Annotated in this window: 15 protein-coding genes; 9 read left to right on the top strand and 6 right to left on the bottom strand. The window is 71.9% G+C overall.

Annotated features, from left to right (window positions below; genetic code table 11):
- Positions 1-28 precede the first annotated feature (28 nt).
- Positions 29-631, bottom strand: coding sequence for a hypothetical protein (locus AC3RX0_RS12680; protein WP_491506363.1), 603 nt, complete (start codon positions 629-631; stop codon positions 29-31).
- Positions 632-689: 58 nt separating this feature from the next.
- Here AC3RX0_RS12680 and AC3RX0_RS12675 point away from each other — a divergent pair, with 58 nt between their 5' ends.
- Complete coding sequence (locus AC3RX0_RS12675) at positions 690-1,964, top strand: M50 family metallopeptidase (RefSeq protein WP_491506362.1); 1,275 nt, start codon at positions 690-692, stop codon at positions 1,962-1,964.
- Between the two features lie 11 nt (positions 1,965-1,975).
- On the opposite strand, the gene AC3RX0_RS12670 is transcribed toward AC3RX0_RS12675, so the two are convergent.
- A complete protein-coding gene (locus AC3RX0_RS12670) occupies positions 1,976-3,901 on the bottom strand; it encodes an anthranilate synthase family protein (protein WP_491506361.1) in 1,926 nt (641 codons plus the stop codon).
- A gap of 263 nt (positions 3,902-4,164) precedes the next feature.
- Here AC3RX0_RS12670 and ispG point away from each other — a divergent pair, with 263 nt between their 5' ends.
- Complete coding sequence (gene ispG, locus AC3RX0_RS12665; protein ID WP_491506857.1) at positions 4,165-5,295, top strand: flavodoxin-dependent (E)-4-hydroxy-3-methylbut-2-enyl-diphosphate synthase; 1,131 nt, start codon at positions 4,165-4,167, stop codon at positions 5,293-5,295.
- Positions 5,296-5,314: 19 nt separating this feature from the next.
- Here the strand turns inward: ispG and AC3RX0_RS12660 are convergent, their stop codons facing one another.
- Positions 5,315-5,743 (bottom strand): VOC family protein, encoded by a 429-nt coding sequence (locus tag AC3RX0_RS12660; RefSeq protein ID WP_491506360.1) that lies wholly within the window; start codon positions 5,741-5,743, stop codon positions 5,315-5,317.
- Between the two features lie 103 nt (positions 5,744-5,846).
- Between AC3RX0_RS12660 and AC3RX0_RS12655 the strand changes: the two genes are divergently transcribed.
- Entirely contained in the window at positions 5,847-6,731 is an 885-nt protein-coding gene (locus AC3RX0_RS12655) for an alanyl-tRNA editing protein (protein WP_491506359.1), read from the top strand.
- A gap of 12 nt (positions 6,732-6,743) precedes the next feature.
- On the opposite strand, the gene AC3RX0_RS12650 is transcribed toward AC3RX0_RS12655, so the two are convergent.
- The 3 genes from AC3RX0_RS12650 to AC3RX0_RS12640 all read right to left on the bottom strand — a co-directional run bounded on the left by AC3RX0_RS12650 (position 6,744) and on the right by AC3RX0_RS12640 (position 10,072).
- Positions 6,744-7,628 (bottom strand): aminoglycoside phosphotransferase family protein, encoded by an 885-nt coding sequence (locus AC3RX0_RS12650; RefSeq protein WP_491506358.1) that lies wholly within the window; start codon positions 7,626-7,628, stop codon positions 6,744-6,746.
- 192 nt (positions 7,629-7,820) lie between these two features.
- Positions 7,821-8,453: a pyroglutamyl-peptidase I gene (gene pcp, locus AC3RX0_RS12645; RefSeq protein WP_491506357.1), complete on the bottom strand. Its 633-nt coding sequence runs from the start codon at positions 8,451-8,453 to the stop codon at positions 7,821-7,823.
- Positions 8,453-10,072 carry an RNB domain-containing ribonuclease gene (locus AC3RX0_RS12640; protein ID WP_491506356.1) on the bottom strand — a complete coding sequence of 540 codons (1,620 nt, stop codon included), beginning with the start codon at positions 10,070-10,072 and terminating at the stop codon, positions 8,453-8,455. The genes pcp and AC3RX0_RS12640 overlap by 1 nt, the downstream gene beginning before the upstream one ends.
- A 108-nt stretch (positions 10,073-10,180) precedes the next feature.
- On the opposite strand from AC3RX0_RS12640, the gene AC3RX0_RS12635 reads away from it, so the two are divergent.
- The 6 genes from AC3RX0_RS12635 to AC3RX0_RS12610 all read left to right on the top strand — a co-directional run.
- A complete protein-coding gene (locus AC3RX0_RS12635; RefSeq protein ID WP_491506355.1) occupies positions 10,181-11,941 on the top strand; it encodes a proline--tRNA ligase in 1,761 nt (586 codons plus the stop codon).
- A 38-nt stretch (positions 11,942-11,979) separates the two neighbouring features.
- Positions 11,980-13,014: an LOG family protein gene (locus AC3RX0_RS12630; protein WP_491506354.1), complete on the top strand. Its 1,035-nt coding sequence runs from the start codon at positions 11,980-11,982 to the stop codon at positions 13,012-13,014.
- A 71-nt stretch (positions 13,015-13,085) separates the two neighbouring features.
- Positions 13,086-14,924: a lipase family protein gene (locus AC3RX0_RS12625; protein ID WP_491506353.1), complete on the top strand. Its 1,839-nt coding sequence runs from the start codon at positions 13,086-13,088 to the stop codon at positions 14,922-14,924.
- A gap of 122 nt (positions 14,925-15,046) precedes the next feature.
- Positions 15,047-16,042, top strand: a complete 996-nt coding sequence (nusA, locus tag AC3RX0_RS12620) for a transcription termination factor NusA (protein WP_491506352.1) — start codon at positions 15,047-15,049, stop codon at positions 16,040-16,042.
- Between the two features lie 35 nt (positions 16,043-16,077).
- A complete protein-coding gene (locus AC3RX0_RS12615; RefSeq protein ID WP_491506351.1) occupies positions 16,078-16,329 on the top strand; it encodes a YlxR family protein in 252 nt (83 codons plus the stop codon).
- Between the two features lie 92 nt (positions 16,330-16,421).
- A partial coding sequence (locus AC3RX0_RS12610) for a translation initiation factor IF-2 N-terminal domain-containing protein (RefSeq protein ID WP_491506350.1) occupies positions 16,422-17,102 on the top strand: 681 nt, incomplete at its 3' end.

Genomic DNA, 17,102 nt, shown 5'->3' with positions numbered 1-17,102 from the left:
GTGCCGAAGAAGGTGTGGGAGGGTCGGGTCAGCAGAACGCGACCGGCGGCCCCCGCCGCGACACCACCGAGGCGAACGGGGGCGCGGGAACCGCGATCCGCTCCGATGCGACGCGGACCACGCGGCCCACGAGAGGGCGCGGCGGCTGAACCCACAGCGTCGGGAGCAGGCGCCGGATGCCGCGGCCGAGGGCTCGCAGCATCCTCTCCGCACGATGCAGCAGCAGGACGGTGACGAGCGCGGCGAGCGCGTGCGCGACGATCATCGGCCAGCCCATGAGGTGGGCGGCGTCGTGCGACATCGGCGACATCGTCACAGAAGGCGCGGCGTGCATCGCCGCGTGGGCCATCGGCGCGTAGACGACGGCGGACGGCTGGGAGAACATCGCGAACACGACGTGGAACACGGCCTGCGCGACCAGGACGGCGGCCGACGTGCGCAGCAGGGACGGGCGATGGCCCACGAACAGCACGGCCAGGGGCGCGGCGACCGTCGCGGCGACGGCGATCAGTCCGAGCGATGGCGCCCCCGCCCCGGCGAGAGTGTGCGCGGTGGCCGCGAGCAGCGTGGTGACACCGGATGCCGCAACCCCGCGCACGGCGCGCAACTGGCGTGAGGTCACCCGGTCCACACACCCAGCGTAGGCCGTGCCCGGCGTATTCAAAGCCGGTCCCGGTAGCCTGTCGGCCGTGACCGTCCTCGCCTTCGTCATCGGCATCGCCCTCATGGTGGTGGGCCTTGCCGTCTCGATCGCCCTGCACGAGATCGGCCATCTCGTGCCCGCCAAGAAGTTCGGCGTGCGCGTCGGCCAGTACATGGTCGGATTCGGGCCGACCCTGTGGTCCAAGCGCAAAGGCGAGACCGAGTACGGCATCAAGGCGATCCCGCTGGGCGGCTACATCTCGATGGCGGGCATGTACCCGCCGTCCCCGAAAGAGGCCGCCCGCGGCGGCACGGCCGGCGGCGGCTTCTTCGCGACGATGGTGCAGGATGCGCGGTCCGCGAACGACGAGACTCTGCAGGGCGATGACGACGCCCGCGTCTTCTACCGCCTGCCCGTCTACAAGCGGGTGATCGTCATGCTCGGCGGGCCGATCATGAACCTGCTGCTGGCGATCGTCCTGTTCACGATCGCCTTCAGCGTCATCGGCACCCAGTCGACGACAACGACCGTCGGAGAGGTGAGCGACTGCCTGCCCACGACGTCGACGGCCTCGTGCACCGCGTCCGACCCCGCCTCGCCCGCGCGCACCGCCGGATTCCAGCCCGGCGATCGGATCCAGTCGATCGACGGCACGGCGGTCTCGACGTTCGCCGAGGCGTCCGCGATCATCCAGAAGTCGGCCGGCACGCCGCTGCACGTCGTCGTGCTGCGCGGCCGCGGCGATGTCACGCTGACGCTCACCCCCGCGACGCGCGACGTGAACGGGCAGCAGGTCGGATTCGCCGGCATCACCTCGCAGCTCGAGTACGTGCGCCAGCCGGTGTGGACCGGCGCGCAGACCGCGTTCCAGAACGTCGGCGCAGTGGCCGACATCATCGTGCATCTTCCGCAGAAGCTCTACGGCGTCGTGCACTCCATGGTCACGGGCGAGCAGCGCGACCCGAACAGCCCGCTGTCGCCGGTCGGCGTCGGCGTGCTCGCCGGCGAGGCCGCGTCGTCGCCGGCCCCGGTCCTGGACCGGGTCGTCTTCTTCCTCGTGCTGCTGGGATCGCTGAACGTCTCGCTGTTCGTCTTCAACCTGGTGCCGCTGCTGCCCCTGGACGGCGGACACGTCGTGGTGGCGCTGTGGGACGGCGTCAAGCGCGCCTGGGCGCGGGTGTTCCGCCGCCCGCCGCCCCGCCCGGTCGATGCGACCAAGCTCGTGCCGGTCACGTTCGTCGTGGTCGTGCTGCTGATCGCGATGGCCGCGATCCTCATCCTCGCCGACGTCGTCAACCCGATCTCGCTGGCGGGGCAGTAGCCCCTCCGGAGTCAGGCCAGCGCGTGCGCGCACAGGCGCTCGAGCGTGTGCAGGCCGTCGCGCGACAGGATCGACTCGAGGTGGCCCTGCACCGACGCGAACGCGGGCCCGCGCAGCGCGTAGACCGCGCCCGACGGGTCGGCGGCGACCTCGGCCGCGCCGACCCGGGTCGTGCCCGGTGCGACGCGGGCCGTGAACGTGTTGTAGAACCCGATCGAGGCGTCCTGGCCGAACACGTCCACGGTCTTCTGCAGCCCCTGGTGGGGCTGCAGAAGCGGCTCGAGCCCGATGCCCAGCCCGTCGGCGAGGATCTGGTGGCTCAAGCACACGGCCAGCAGCGGCATCCCGTTCGCCCGGCGCCGGGCGACGGCCTCGCGCATGCGGCGGATCCGCGCGCTGGATGCGTCCCGCGGATCGCCCGGGCCGGGGCCGGCGACCACGAGCTGCGCGACATCCATGTCGGCGTCCGCGACGTCGTTCCACGGTGCGATCCGCACGTCGAGGCCGAGGTGGCGCAGCTGGTGGGCGAGCATCGTCGTGAAGCGGTCCTCGGCGTCGACGACCAGGGCCGTGCGACCCGTGAACGGGGCGTCGGCGCCGGCACCCTGCGGGTTGAGCCAGAACGGGGCGAGCCGGGCGTTGCGGGAGGCGAGCAGGGCCGCGACACCGGGGTCGTCGGCCAGCGGCAGAGGCTCGGCCGGCGCGTCGGTGTCGGATGCCTCGGCCGCACGGTCGCGCTCGACGGCGCCGATCGCCCCGAGCACGCCGGCGGCCTTTCCGTGGGTCTCGCTCACTTCGCCGTCGGGGTCGGAGTGGCGCACGAGCGTCGCCCCGACCGGCACCCGCAGGCGGCCGTCGACGAGGTATGCGGTGCGGATCAGGATCGGCGCGTCGAGGTCGTGGGTGGCGTCTTCGACCGTGAGCGTCTCGCGCGGGGTGAAAAGAGCCGCCACGCCCGAGTAGTAGCCGCGCGGTGCGCGCTCGTGCCGCGTGATGACCGTGCACGCGTTCTGCATCGGCGAGCCGGTCACGGTCGGGGCGAACATCGTCTCGCGCAGGATGTCGCGCGGGTCCATCCGGCTGCGCCCGCGCAGCACGTACTCGGTGTGCGTCAGGCGCGACATCTCCTTGAGGTGCGGGCCGGTGATGCGCCCGCCGTCGGAGCAGACGGCGCTCATCATCTTGAGCTCTTCGTCGACCACCATGAACAGCTCTTCGGTCTCTTTCGTGGAGCCGAGGAACGTGCTCAGCGTCTCCACCGTGGCGCCGCCTGCCGGGTGGCGGAACGTGCCCGAGATGGGGTTCATCGTCACCACGCCGTCGCGGGCCACGACGTGCGCCTCGGGGCTCGCGCCGACCGCGACATGCCCGGGCGTTGCGACCAGGAACGTCCAGTACGCGCCGCGCTCGTGTTCGAGCAGCGCCCGGAACCAGGTGAGCGCGGACGTGCGCGCGTCGGCGTCGACGTCGGCGGTGAAGTCGCGGCGGATCACGAAGTTCGCGCCCTCGCCGCGCCCGATCTCGTCGGCGATCACGGTGCGCACGATCTGCGCGTACTCCTCGTCGGGGATGTCGAAGCCGGCGTTCCGCAGGGGGACGGGCGCACTCGGCAGGGCCGCGACGACCTCCGCCCGCGGCAGGGCCGTGTGCGCGTCGACGACGAGACAGCGCAGCGGCGCTCCGTCGTCGTGGCACGCGAAGCCGCGTTCGCGCACCTGCCGGAACGGGACCAGCGCGAGCACCTCGCGGGAGCGGCCCGCGGCATCCATCAGCGGGATGTCGGCCAGCAGGTCGACGTCGACGACTTCGCCGGTGAGCACCTCGACGGTGCCGGGATCGCGCGCCAGCAGCGCGAACGGGCGGTCGCCGGCGCGCAGCGCGTCCAGCACGGCGGCGGTGTCGGGGGCCGGTGTGTCGGAGGCGGAGTTCAGAGCCATCGCAGGCCTTTCGGGTGAGTGCGGGCGGGCCTCAGACACGAAGACCGCCTCGAAGGGCGGTCTGTGGGAACGTACGCGAACACACCGCCTCAGCGGGTGGGCCACCAGGAGCGGTTCGCGAACATGGGCCGAAACTACCACACCAGCGCCAGGCCGCCGCGCCGTATGACGCGCGGCGGCGGTCGTCGGCCGCGGCCCGTCTTCGCGTCGCGGTCCCAGCTACGGGCCGTAGGCTGATGCGCATGCCAGCAGTGAATCTCGGGATGCCGCGTGTGCCGAACGTCCTCGCGCCGCGGCGCAGGAGCCGGCAGATCCGGGTGGGCAAGGTGCTCGTCGGGGGCGACGCTCCGGTGAGCGTGCAGTCGATGACGACGACCCCCACCACCGACATCAACGCGACGCTGCAGCAGATCGCCGAGCTGACCGCCGCCGGTTGCGACATCGTGCGGGTCGCGGTGCCCAGTCAGGACGACGCCGACGCACTGCCGATCATCGCGCGCAAGAGCCAGATCCCGGTGATCGCCGACATCCACTTCCAGCCGCGGTACGTGTTCGCCGCCATCGACGCCGGCTGCGGCGCGGTGCGCGTGAACCCGGGCAACATCCGGCAGTTCGATGACAAGGTCGGCGAGATCGCGAAGGCGGCTGCGGCCGCGGGAGTGTCGCTGCGCATCGGCGTGAACGCCGGATCGCTCGACAAGCGCCTGCTGGACAAGTACGGCAGCGCGACCCCCGAAGCTCTCGTGGAGAGCGCCGTCTGGGAGGCGTCGCTGTTCGAGGAGCACGACTTCCACGACGTCAAGATCTCGGTCAAGCACCACGACCCCGTCACGATGGTCAAGGCCTACCGGCTGCTCGCCGAGCGCGGCGACTGGCCGCTGCACCTGGGCGTGACCGAGGCGGGGCCCGCCCTGCAGGGCACGGTCAAGTCGGCGACGGCGTTCGGGATCCTGCTCGGCGAGGGCATCGGCGACACCATCCGGGTGTCGCTGTCGGCCCCGCCGGTCGAAGAGGTCAAGGTGGGCCTGGAGATCCTGCAGTCGCTCGGCCTGCGCGAGCGCACGCTCGAGATCGTGTCGTGCCCGTCGTGCGGGCGGGCTCAGGTGGACGTGTATTCGCTCGCCGAGTCGGTCACCGAGGGACTGAAGGACCTCACGGTGCCGCTGCGGGTCGCCGTGATGGGCTGCGTCGTCAACGGGCCGGGCGAAGCGCGGGAGGCAGACCTGGGCGTGGCATCGGGCAACGGCAAGGGCCAGATCTTCGTCAAGGGCCAGGTCATCAAGACCGTTCCAGAGGACGAGATCGTGCAGACCCTGATCGCCGAGGCCGAGCGCATCGCCGCCGAGATGGGCCCGGACGCCGCGATCGGTACGGCCCAGGTCCTCACCGGTTGATCCGCCCGAACCGGGCGGATCACTGCAGGCAGAACTCGTTGCCCTCGGGGTCCTGCATCTGGAAGTAGTACTCGGGCCACGGCCCCCACTGCTGGTCGATCACCCGCACGACCGTCGCGCCCAGCGCCACCAGCCGGTCCTTCTCGGCCTCCAATCGTTCACGGGGATCACCGTCGCCGTCGCGCGGCACGTTGACGTCGAGGTGGATCCGGTTGCGCCCGGCCTTCTTCCCGTCGGCGTGGTGGAAGAACAGCCGGGGCCCCTTGCCCTCGGGGTCTTCTGCCAGGCCCCGCAGCGCCAGATCGGCTTCGCTCACGCCCGAGGCGAGCAGCTGCGATCGCAGCGGCTCATCCCACTCCATGTGCGGATAGCCGAACACGTCGGCCCAGAAGTGCGACAGCGCGCGCGGGTCGTCGGCATAGAAGGTGATGTTTCCGAGGGTGGGCATGCGTCCTCCTATGGGATCGGTCTGCCTGCACTGTAGAGGGCACCCCCGACGTCCCGCGTCCGTCGCCGTTGATAGCCTGTGATGCGGCGATCGAAGGAGGCCCATGTCGGCGACGGTGGTGACGTTCCCACAGGGGACGATGACGGGTCAAGGCACCGTGGTGCGCGTGCAGAAGGATGCCGTGGGCACGGTCGTGATCCTGGATGCGACGCCGTTCCACCCGGTCGACCACACGTGGCCCGACCAGCCGGGCGATGCGGGCGTTGTGCGCTTCGTCGGTGACGGCGTCGATAAGAGCGGGCAGCGGAGCGTCGCGGTGACCGAGGCCGTCATGGCCGCGGTGGATGCCGAGGGCGCGCTTTTCGTGGCATCCGACATCCCCGCCAAGCGGGGCGCCGAGGGCTGGACGTGGCTCGTCGGCCATGTGCTCGACGGCGACGCGCCGGAGTGGCTCGTCCCCGGTGCGACGGTCGTCGCCGACGTGGACGCCGCCCGCCGCGCAGGGCTCAGCCGCGGGCACACCGCCTGCCACCTCGCCTCGCTGGCGCTCGATATGGCGCTGGCCGACCTGTGGCGCAAGGATCCCGGCGCCGACGCGCTGGGCGCCCCCGACTTCGAGGGACGCGCGAACCAGACCAGCCGCATCCACGAAGACGGCGCGGTCGACGCCTACCGCCTCGGCAAGAGCCTGCGCAAGGCCGGGTTCGACACCGAGGGCTTCGGCTCCTCGCTCGCCGATCGCGAAACGCGCATCAACGAGCTGCTGGCCGACTGGGTCGCCACCGGCGGCGCGGTCGAGGTCGCCGTCGACGGTCCGACGATCGTGGACCGTCGCCGCTGGGAGTGCGCGCTGCCCGAAGGGCGCGCCTCGATCCCCTGCGGCGGCACGCACGCGTCGTCGCTGTCGGACTTCGCCGCGATCTCGGTCGGGCTCGACCTGTCCGATCCGCAGCTGCTCGTGATGACGACGACCGTCGCCCCTCGCTGACCGGCAGCGCGCTCACCCGTCGAGCACCTGATCGGCCGTGTGCCGGCCGATCGCGGCGAGCTCGGGCGCGTCGTCGCTGTGGGCGAGCATCATGACGGCCAGGTGCGCGGCCCAGGCGCGGGCACGCCGCCAGGTCGCGGCATCCGTCCCCGTCGCCTCGTCGTACCGGGTCGTGAACGCGGCGCGACCGGCCGGGGTGAACGTCATCCACGCCGTCGCGAGGTCGCTCGCCGGGTCGCCGGCCGTCACGTCGCCGAAGTCGACGATCGCAGCAAGCCGGCCCTCGTGCACCACCAGATTCATCGGATGGGGATCTCCGTGCAGCCAGCGCGGGGCGCCGCGATACGGGGCCGCGCCGAGTCCGCGCTCGAACACGGCGCGCAGCTCGGCGCCCCGATCGATCGCGCCGCGGCCGAGCCAGACCAGCGACGCCTCGCTCCGCGCGGCCAGAGGCACCCCGCGCACCGGGTTGGCCGGTGCGTCGGCGTCTGCCGGCACGTGCAGCGCGATCATGACCTCGGCCAGGTCCACGGCCCACGCGTCGCGCTGATCCGGCGTCACCGACGCCGCCGGGTCGCCTTCGAGCCACCGGACGATCGACCACGGCCACGGATAGAAGTCCGTCGGCCGCCCGACCCGCACGGGCACCGGCACGGCGATCGGAAGGCCCGACGCGATCCGCGGCAGCACCTGCTGCTCGTGCTCGATGAGCGCGGCGGCGACGGCGCGCCGCGGCGCGCGCACGGCCAGCTCGTCGCCAAGGCGCACCATGACGTTGTCCCACCCGTTGGCGGCGATCGTCGTCGGCAGGTCTGCGAGGTCGGGATGCTGGTCCCGCAGCAGTCGCCCCACCAGCGCGAGGTCGACGTCGACTTCTGCCTCGGGGATGCGCGCCACCGTGCCAGCGTACTGAGCGGCCCAGCCGTCGACCGAGCTCCGTGTTCAGAACTCATCCGATCTGTGCCGAAAAGGTCGGAATCGGGCCCGATCCGGCTCCTTCGCGTCGAAGATGGATGAGTTCTGAACGGCGGAGGCGTCCGTCCGCTGCAGCGCGGGCCGGGCCGGTGCACTGGGCTTGGTGCAGTGGGCTCAGTGCAGCGCGCCGCCGGGGGTCTCGGCATCCACCCGCACGTCCAGCGCGGTGTGCGCGGCGATCACGAGTGCCCGCGCGATGTCGGCGACGTCGAGCTCGGGTTCGCCGCCCGGCGCCTGCCCGGTGCCCCATGGCACGTGGATGAACCCCGACCGCACCCCAGGCCGCACCGCGTCGACGGCGTGCGCGAAGACGTGGTTGCAGACGTAGGTGCCGGCCGACAGCGACAGCGCGCACGGGATGCCGGAGCCGGCCACCGCCTGCACGATGGCCTTGACCGGCAGCGTCGAGAACCAGGCCGCAGGCCCGTCCGGAACGCTGCGGGTGTCGACGGGCTGATCGCCGGCGTTGTCGGGGATGCGCGCGTCGATGAGGTTCACCGCGACCCGCTCGACCGAGATCGCCGAGCGCCCGCCGGCCAGGCCCGCCGCGATCACGACGTCGGGGTCCTGCGCGGCGATCAGCGCGCGCAGCTGCGCGGCCGCGCCGGCGAAGGTCACCGGCAGCACGGCGGTGACGAGGGGCTCAGGCCGATTCCACAGCGACGGCGCGAGCCGCACGGCGTCGCCCGACGGATTGGCCGGGTCGTTCGCGAAGGGCTCGAACCCGGTCAGCAGCACCCCGGGCATCAAGCTCGTGCCTCGGCGGACCCACCGGTGGGGTGCGGCCCGTTCTGCGTCCTCGCCTCGGGCGAGGGGATCTCACCGCGCGAGGACGGATCCGCAGGTTTCGGTCCTCGCTTCGTGCGATCTCCTCGCTTCGCGCGAGGATCGGCGGACCCACCCGACTCATCCGTCCGGCCCGAAGCGGCGCCGGCGGGCACGAGCACGATCTCGCCGGTCGCGATGTCGGCCCGCTGCAGCCGCACCTCCACGGTCGAGCCGGGCGAGGCCTCGAGTCCGGCGACCACCACGGTAACCAGCGGCCCGGTCAGCTGCACGCGCATCCCGCCGTTGCGCCGGCCCAGCACGACGCCGCGGAACAGGTGCCCCTCGCGGCCGTGCAGCACAGCGGCCTCGACGCGGTCGAGGCTCGCGGCGTCCAGGCGGCCCGCCAATCCATTGCTGCGGCCCATGATCTTCGGCAGCTCCGCCAGGCTCGCGCGCGCCCAGTCCGGCACACCGCGTCCGTTCGCGTGCGCCTCGCACACCACGAGGGCCCAGCGGTCCACGAGCCGGCGCAGCGGTGCGGTCGTATGCGTGTACGGCGCCGCGATCGCCGACTGGATCGTGTCGGCGGGCGCCTCGCCGTCGAACGCGGTGTACCCGGCGCCCCGGAACAGTCGGGTCGCGGCATCCCGGATCGCCAGCGTCTTCGCGTCGTCGCCGTGCAGGGCGCGCAGGTATTCGCCGTAGCCGACGTCTTCGGGCCACGGGTTGCCCAGCGCCACCGTCTGCGCGCGGAACGTCGCGACGTCGTCCGCGTCGGCGGCGGGCATGGTGCGCAGGATGCCGACCCCGGCGTCCAGCATGATCTTCGCCGCCGCCATCCCGGTCAGAAGCGACACCTGTGCGTTCCAGTCCTCGACGGGCAGCGTGGCCCGCAGCCGGAGCTCGTAACCGCCGGCGGTCGGCTCGACCTCGATCTCGGGGGAGTTCAGGCTCGCCCCGCCGCGCTCCTGCTCGCGCCGGGCCCGCTCGGCCCCGAACCAGGGCAGGGCCGCGAGCGACGGCGGCGCCGACCCGTCGTCGACGGCCCGCTGCGCCTCGGCGTAGCTCCACTGCCGGCGCGAGCGCACGATCGCGCGGGTGAGCGTGACGTGCACGGGCTCCGCGCGCTCGTCCAGCTCGAACCGCCACACGAACGCGCGCCGGTCCTGGTCGGGCAGCAGCGATGCCGCCCCTTCGCTCAGGTCCCGCGGATGCAGGGGGATCGTCCCGTCGACGGCGTACAGGGTCTCGCCGCGGGCGCGGGCCGCGGCATCCACCGCCCCTCCGGGCGCGACGAAGGCCGGGACGTCCGCGATGGCGTAGTGCAGGATGCCGCCGCCCGGGGTGCGCTCGAGATGCAGCGCCTGATCGAGGTCGCGGGAGCCGTCGGGGTCGATCGTGAGGAACTCGATGTCGCGCAGGTCGGCGAGACCGGCCGACGGCGCGACCGGCACGTCACCGGCCGCCGATTCGGCCTCGGCGATCACCGCCGGATCGAACGCGCCCGGAAGATCGAGCTCTTCGTGCAGGGCAGACAGCGCGGCGGCGAGGGCGTCCCCCGCGGCCGCTGAGACGAGGTGAGGGCGGCGACCGGTCACGGTGTCAGTGTACGGGCGGCACCGGGCCGTCACCCGGGCCGTCACCGGGCCGTCACCCGGGCCGTCACCCGGACAGGGCGCCGTTCGGCCCGCCCCTACACTGGTCAGGTGGTCACCCGTCTGTCGAAGTTCTTCGTCCGCACGCTCCGTGAAGACCCCGCCGATGCCGAGGTCGCGAGCCACAGGCTGCTCGTGCGCGCCGGTTACATCCGCCGGCAGGCGGCCGGCGTGTTCGCCTGGCTGCCGCTCGGTCTGCGCGTGAAGGCCAAGATCGAGCGCGTCATCCGCGAAGAGATGGATGCCGCGGGCGCCCAGGAGGTGCACTTCCCGGCGCTCATGCCCCGCGAGCCGTACGAGGCGACCGGCCGATGGGAGGAGTACGGCGATCTGCTGTTCCGCCTGCAGGACCGCAAGGGCGGCGACTACCTGCTCGCGCCCACCCACGAAGAGGCCTTCACGCTGCTGGTGAAGGACCTGTACTCGTCGTACAAGGACCTGCCGCTGTCGATCTATCAGATCCAGGACAAGTACCGCGACGAGGCGCGTCCCCGCGCCGGCCTGCTGCGCGGGCGCGAGTTCACGATGAAGGATGCGTACTCGTTCGACTACACCGACGAGGGGCTGGATGCTTCGTATGAGGCGCAGCGCGACGCGTATGAGCGGATCTTCCAGCGCCTGGGCCTCGAGTACGTCATCGTGAAGGCCGACGCCGGAGCGATGGGGGGCTCGCGCAGCGAGGAGTTCCTGCATCCGACGCCCGTCGGCGAAGACACGTTCGTGCGCTCGGCCGGCGGCTACGCGGCCAACGTCGAGGCGTACACCACCACGGCGCCGGCGCCCGTCTCGTTCGACGGCCAGGCCGCCCCGGTGATCTTCGACTCGCCGAACACGCCGACGATCGAGACGCTCGTCGCGCACGCCAACGCGACGCTGCCCGGCAGCTACACGGCCGCCGACACGCTGAAGAACGTCGTGCTCGCGCTCACGCACCTGGACGGCACGCGCGAGCTGGTCGTCGTCGGCGTCCCCGGCGACCGCGACGTCGACGAGAAGCGCGTCGAGGTGGCGTTCGCGCCCGCCGAGGTCGAGGCGGCGACCGAGGCCGACTTCGCGAAGCACCCGGGCCTGGTCAAGGGCTACATCGGCCCCTGGTCCGAGACCGGCGCGGTCCTCGGCGAGGAGTCGGCCACCGGCATCCGCTACCTGCTCGACCCGCGGGTCGTCGACGGCACGAGCTGGATCACCGGCGCCAACATCGACCAGAAGCACGTGCACTCGCTCGTGGCGGGACGCGACTTCGTCGCGGACGGTTTCGTCGAGGCGGCCTCGGTGCGCGAAGGCGATCCGGCCCCCGACGGCTCGGGTCCGGTGACCCTCGCGCGCGGCATGGAGATCGGGCACGTCTTCCAGCTCGGCCGCAAGTACGCCGAAGCGCTGGGCCTGAAGGTGCTCGACGAGAACGGCAAGCTGGTGACCGTCACGATGGGCTCGTACGGCATCGGGGTGACCCGCATCCTCGCGATCATCGCCGAGCTCAACAACGACGACCGCGGCCTCATCTGGCCCGAGTCGGTGGCGCCGTTCGACGTGCACGTGGTCGCGACGGGCAAGGACGCCGCGGCGTTCGATCTGGCCGAAAAGCTGTCGGGGCAGCTCGAGGCCGCGGGCTTCGACGTGCTGTACGACGACCGTCCCAAGGTCTCGCCCGGCGTGAAGTTCGGCGACGCCGAGCTGATCGGCGTGCCGCGCGTGGTCGTGGCCGGCCGGGGCGCGGCCGACGGCCAGGTCGAGGTGTGGAACCGCCGCACGGGCGAGCGCGAGACGGTTCCGGCCGACGACGCCGTGGCGCGCCTGACCGCCGAGCGCTGAGCGCGGGCCGTGCACCCCGGCCGTGGCAAGGTGGAGGCATGGCTCAGCACACGATCCCCGCAGAGGTCACGCAGGCGCTCCGGCAGGTGATGGATGCCGCGGGCATCACCGAGCACGAGGACCTCATCGCGCGGATCCTGGCCACCGGCATCGGCCTGGGCATCGACGACACCGATCGGCTGGACCTGAAGATCAGCTCTGCCGCGCTGACCGAGATGCGCGCGGCGTTCGAGATCTTCGCGCCGTACTCGGGCATCGACAAGGTGACGGTGTTCGGATCGGCGCGCACCAAGGCCCACGACCCGCTGTACGCCCAGGCCGAGAACGTGGCGGCCGCGCTCGCGAAGCAGGGCTGGATGGTCGTCACCGGCGCCGGCCCCGGCATCATGCAGGCCGCCGCCGAGGGCGCCGGCCCCGACCTGTCGATCGGCGTGTCGATCCGTCTGCCGTTCGAAGAGAAGCCGAACCAGTCGGTCGCCGCGGACCCGAACCACGTCACGATGAAGTACTTCTTCACGCGCAAGCTCATGCTCATGAAGGAGTCGCGCGGGTTCGTGTGCCTGCCCGGCGGGTTCGGCACGATGGACGAGATGTTCGAGCTGCTGACGCTGCAGCAGACCGGCAAGGCCGAGCCCATGCCGATCGTGCTGCTTGATCGGGTCGGCGGGTCGTACTGGAGCGGTCTGCGCGACTTCGTGCACGAGCACCTCGCCGGCGGCGGCTACATCGCGTCCGATGACCTCGACCGCGTGCTGATCACCGATTCGGTGGATGCCGCAGCCGCCGAGATCGCCGGATTCTGGCGCAACTACGACTCGATGCGCTGGGTGGGCGACCGGCTCGTGCTCCGGCTGCGGCACGAGCCCACGGACGCCGAGATCGACGACCTGAACGAGCGGTTCGCGCCGCTGGTGCGCTCCGGGCGCATCGTCCGCAGTGGCCCGCTCGGCCCCGAGCGTGCCAACGGCGACCGGCTGGATCTGCCGCGGCTCACGCTCGAGCTCGACCCGTTCCAGGTCGGCGGCCTGCACCGCCTGATCCGGGCGGTCAACACGCTCGGGTCTGCGGGCTGAGGCGCGCGCGGGGCCGCCGCGAGGCGGCCCCGCCGGCCCGCCGCCGTGCTCTTCGACCTATCATGGGCCCGATGGCAGCGACAGGTCAGAGCAGGCGTTGGAGCGTCCTGCCGCGCCTGCTCGCGCAGGCGCCGCCGCGCCTGCTCATCATCGTCGGCGGCCTGCTGGCGATCCTCGGCCTGCTGATCGTCTCCAAGCCCCTCACCTCGCTGGTCGTGCTCGGGGTCTACGTCGGCGTGAGCGCCGTGGCATCCGGCATCATCGAGCTCGCCTCGGCGCACCGCTCGCCGCGGTGGTGGACCCGGGCGTTCGCCCTGGCCTGGATCGTGATGGGCCTGCTGATCCTGATCTGGCTCGGGCGCAGCCTGAACCTGCTGCCGCCCGTGCTGGCCATCCTGCTGCTGTTCGGCGGTCTCGCCTCGATGGGCGACGCGCTCACGCACAAGCGCGCGGGGGAGCGGGTGCGGGCGAGCTGGCGGGTGCTGACCGCGATCTGGGGCATCGCGCAGCTGGTCTTCGGCGTCCTGTCGCTGACCTGGCCCGACGTCACGATCCTGGTCGTCGCGGTCGTGTTCGGGCTGCGCACCGTCGTGTTCGGCGGATCGATGTTCCTGCGCGGCCTGCGGCTGCTGCTGCGCCGGGCCGACCGTGGCGGGCTCGGCGTCAACCGCCGCTCCCGCCCGGCGCGGCGGTGGATCGGAGACATCGGCCGCTACGGGCTCGTGGTCGTGCTGGTCGCGGTCATGGCCGTCGGCGGATTCCTCAACTCGTGGCTGCAGGCCGGCGCGCCCGTCATCGACGCGTTCTACGATCCGCCCGCCCATCTGCCCTCCGGACACGGCCAGCTCATCCGGGTCGACGACTACGGCGGCCGCATCCCATCGGGGGCGACCGTGTCGCGCATCCTGTACACGACGACCGACGAGCATGGCGTGCCCGAGGCGGCGAGCGCCCTGGTGATCGTGCCCGACGTGGCACTGCCCTACCCGCTACCGGTGGTGCTCTGGAACCACGGCACCACCGGTGTGGCCCGCGGGTGCGCGCCGAGCCTGCGCGACGACGCCGCGACGCGCTGGGCGATCCCGGCGCTGGACCAGGCGATCGCGCACAACTGGATCGTGGTGGCCCCCGACTACGCAGGGCAAGGGGCGCCGGGCGTCTTCCCGTACCTGATCGGCGAGGGCGAGGCGCGTTCGGCGCTGGACGCCGTGCTGGCGGCCCAGCGCATGCCGCACATCTGGGCCTCCGACGACGTCGTCGTGTGGGGTCACTCCCAGGGCGGCCATGCGGCGCTGTGGTCGAGCATGATCGCCAAGAAGTATGCGCCCGCCCTGAACGTGCTCGGCACTGCAGCGCTCGCGCCCGCGGGCGACCCCCTGGCGCTGGCCCGCGACCTGACCGCCGGTTATGCGAGCGTCGAGCTGACACTGTTGACGGCGTGGGTGCTCGTGCCGTACTCCGAGACGTATCCCGACGTGACGATACTGCGCTACGTGTCGCCCGGCGCGCGTGACATCGTGCGCGAGATGGCACAGCGCTGCCCCACCGAACCGGGGGTGATCGTCTCGGTCGCGGCGGCCCTGGGCGTGTCCGAGGACACCCCGCTGTACATCGGCGACCTGACCGCGGGGGCGCTGGGCCGGCGCCTGGCCCAGAACACCGCGATCGCGAAGTGGCGGACGCCACTGCTGCTGGCCTGGGGTCAGCGCGACGACGTGATCCCGCGCAGCCAGCAGGTCGCGTACGTCAAGAAGCTGTGCCAGCGGGGCAACAGCGTGCAGTGGAGCGAGTACGCAGGGATCGGGCACCAGGACATCCTGCAGCCGCGGTCGCCGTTCCTGCCCAAGCTCGTGGATTGGACGGCGGGGAGGTTCGCGCATCGTCCGGCGCCGGTGTCCGATTGCCGCTGAGGTCGGCGGCGAGCCGTGAGCCGTGAGCGGGGGTATCCTCCCAGCCGGGCAGGATGCGGCATCCGGTAACGTTGTAGGGATGCCGGCGTGAACGCCCGCGAAAGCTGAAAAGGGAGGTCGCGATGGATATCGATCTGGGTCTGCTGCGCACAGTCGAGCGAGAGAAGGAGATCCCCTTCGATGAGCTCGTGCACATCATCGAGCAGGCGATCCTGACCGCATACGCCAAGCACACGTCGGCGACCGGAACACTTCCCGAAGGCGCACGCGCCGAACTCGACCGCAAGACCGGGCACGTCGCGGTGTTCGTGCCGCTGCACGACGACGAGGGCGCCGTCATCGGCGAAGAGGAGAGCACGCCCGAGGACTTCGGTCGCATCGCCGCCTTCGCGGCCAAGCAGGTCATCAGCCAGCGTCTGCGCGACATCGCCGACGACGCCGTGCTGGGCGAGTTCCGCGGCAAAGAGGGCGACATCGTCGCCGGCGTCGTCCAGCAGGGGCCGAACCCGCGCATGGTGCACGTCGACCTCGGCACCGTCGAGGCCATCCTCCCGCCCGAAGAGCAGGTGCCCGGCGAGGACTACGCGCACGGCGCGCGTCTGCGCGTGTATGTCACGAGCGTCGCGAAGGGCACCAAGGGCCCGTCGATCACCGTCTCGCGCACGCACCCCGGCCTGGTCCGCAAGCTCTTCGCCCTCGAGGTGCCCGAGATCGCGAGCGGACTCGTCGAGATCGTCTCGCTCGCCCGCGAGGCGGGGCACCGTACGAAGATCGCGGTCAAGGCCAACGACCCGGCGATCAACGCCAAGGGCGCCTGCATCGGCGAGCTGGGGCGTCGCGTGCGCGCCGTCACCGACGAGCTGAACGGCGAGAAGATCGACATCGTCGACTACAACGCCGAACTCTCGCGGTTCGTGGCCAACGCGCTGTCGCCGGCGAAGGTCACCTCGAGTTTCGTGCTGGATGCCTCGACCAAGGCCGTGCGCGCCCTCGTGCCGGATTACCAGCTGTCGCTGGCGATCGGCAAGGAGGGGCAGAACGCGCGCCTGGCGGCCAAGCTCACCGGCGCGAAGATCGACATCCAGCCCGACTCGATCATGGACGAGACCGCCCGCTGAGCGGGCGCACCGTCGCACTCACCCCGCAGTGTAAGATGGAACCCGTACGAACGTGCGTCGGATGCCGCAGACGTTCCCCCCGATCCACACTCCTGCGAGTCGTGGCTGTCGATTCCCACCTCGTCCCCGATGAGCGTGCGTCGATGCCGGGGCGGGGTGCCTGGGTGCATGACACGCCCGCGTGCCTGGATGCCGCACTGCGGCGCCGCGCCTTCGTACGGGCATTGCGTGTGTCAGGCCCGCTTGACACGCAGATCATCGAACAGCACCAACAGCGAAAAGGCTGAACGGCTATGGAAACAAAGTGAACGGCTCGAAATGAGACCCGTCCGCAACTAACGGTCTGCCCTGTCCGGGGGAGACCTCAGACAGGAGAATTGTGGCAAAACCACGCGTGCACGAGATCGCTTCCGAGCTCGGCGTCGACAGCAAGGTCGCCCTCGCGAAGCTGAAGGAGCTCGGCGAGTTCGTCAAGAGCCCTTCCTCGACCATCGAGCCTCCGGTGGCGCGAAAGCTTCGGGCTGCGCTCGCAGCCGACGGCTCGGCCGGTGACGGCGCGAAGCCGGCCGTCGGCAACGGCGCGAAGCCGGCCCCGGCGTCCGCCGGTCGTCCCGGTCCCGCCCGTCCCACTCCCGGCCCGAAGCCGGCCGCGCGCAAGCCTGCGGCCGAGGCGCCGGCCGAGAAGAAGGCCAAGGCGACCGCCGCCGAGAAGCCGGCGGCTGAGAAGCCGGCCGCGCCCGCGCCCGAGGCGCCGGCCGGCCAGAAGCCTGCCGCACCCAGGCCGGGCGGCGCGCCCACTCCGGGCCCGCGCACCGGCGGCCCCCGCCCGGGCAACAATCCCTTCGCTTCGTCGCAGGGCATGGGCCAGCGTCCGGCCGGGCCCCGCCCCGGCAACAACCCCTTCGCCCCGTCGCAGGGCATGGGCCAGCGTCCGAGCCCCGGCAACATCCCGCGTCCCCAGGCGCCGCGGCCGCAGCCGCCGCGTCCGGGTTCGCCGCGCCCCGGCGCCCCCCGCCCGGGTCGTCCCGGCGGCGGTGCCGGTCGTCCGGGTCGTCCGGGC

This window comes from Microbacterium sp. W1-4-2 (assembly GCF_058349885.2).
The sequence above is the reverse complement of the archived record's forward strand: the minus strand, read 5'-3'. Positions and strand labels throughout refer to the sequence as shown.

Bases quoted from the DNA above. Each gene is read 5' to 3' on its own strand.
- AC3RX0_RS12655 (WP_491506359.1), top strand. From the start codon at position 5,847: ATGTCGGCGACGGTGGTGACGTTCCCACAGGGGACGATGACGGGTCAA.
- AC3RX0_RS12615 (WP_491506351.1), top strand. From the start codon at position 16,078: ATGGAACCCGTACGAACGTGCGTCGGATGCCGCAGACGTTCCCCCCGA.
- AC3RX0_RS12630 (WP_491506354.1), top strand. From the start codon at position 11,980: ATGGCTCAGCACACGATCCCCGCAGAGGTCACGCAGGCGCTCCGGCAG.
- AC3RX0_RS12625 (WP_491506353.1), top strand. From the start codon at position 13,086: ATGGCAGCGACAGGTCAGAGCAGGCGTTGGAGCGTCCTGCCGCGCCTG.
- AC3RX0_RS12670 (WP_491506361.1), bottom strand. From the start codon at position 3,901: ATGGCTCTGAACTCCGCCTCCGACACACCGGCCCCCGACACCGCCGCC.
- nusA (WP_491506352.1), top strand. From the start codon at position 15,047: ATGGATATCGATCTGGGTCTGCTGCGCACAGTCGAGCGAGAGAAGGAG.
- AC3RX0_RS12660 (WP_491506360.1), bottom strand. From the start codon at position 5,743: ATGCCCACCCTCGGAAACATCACCTTCTATGCCGACGACCCGCGCGCG.
- ispG (WP_491506857.1), top strand. From the start codon at position 4,165: ATGCCGCGTGTGCCGAACGTCCTCGCGCCGCGGCGCAGGAGCCGGCAG.
- pcp (WP_491506357.1), bottom strand. From the start codon at position 8,453: ATGCCCGGGGTGCTGCTGACCGGGTTCGAGCCCTTCGCGAACGACCCG.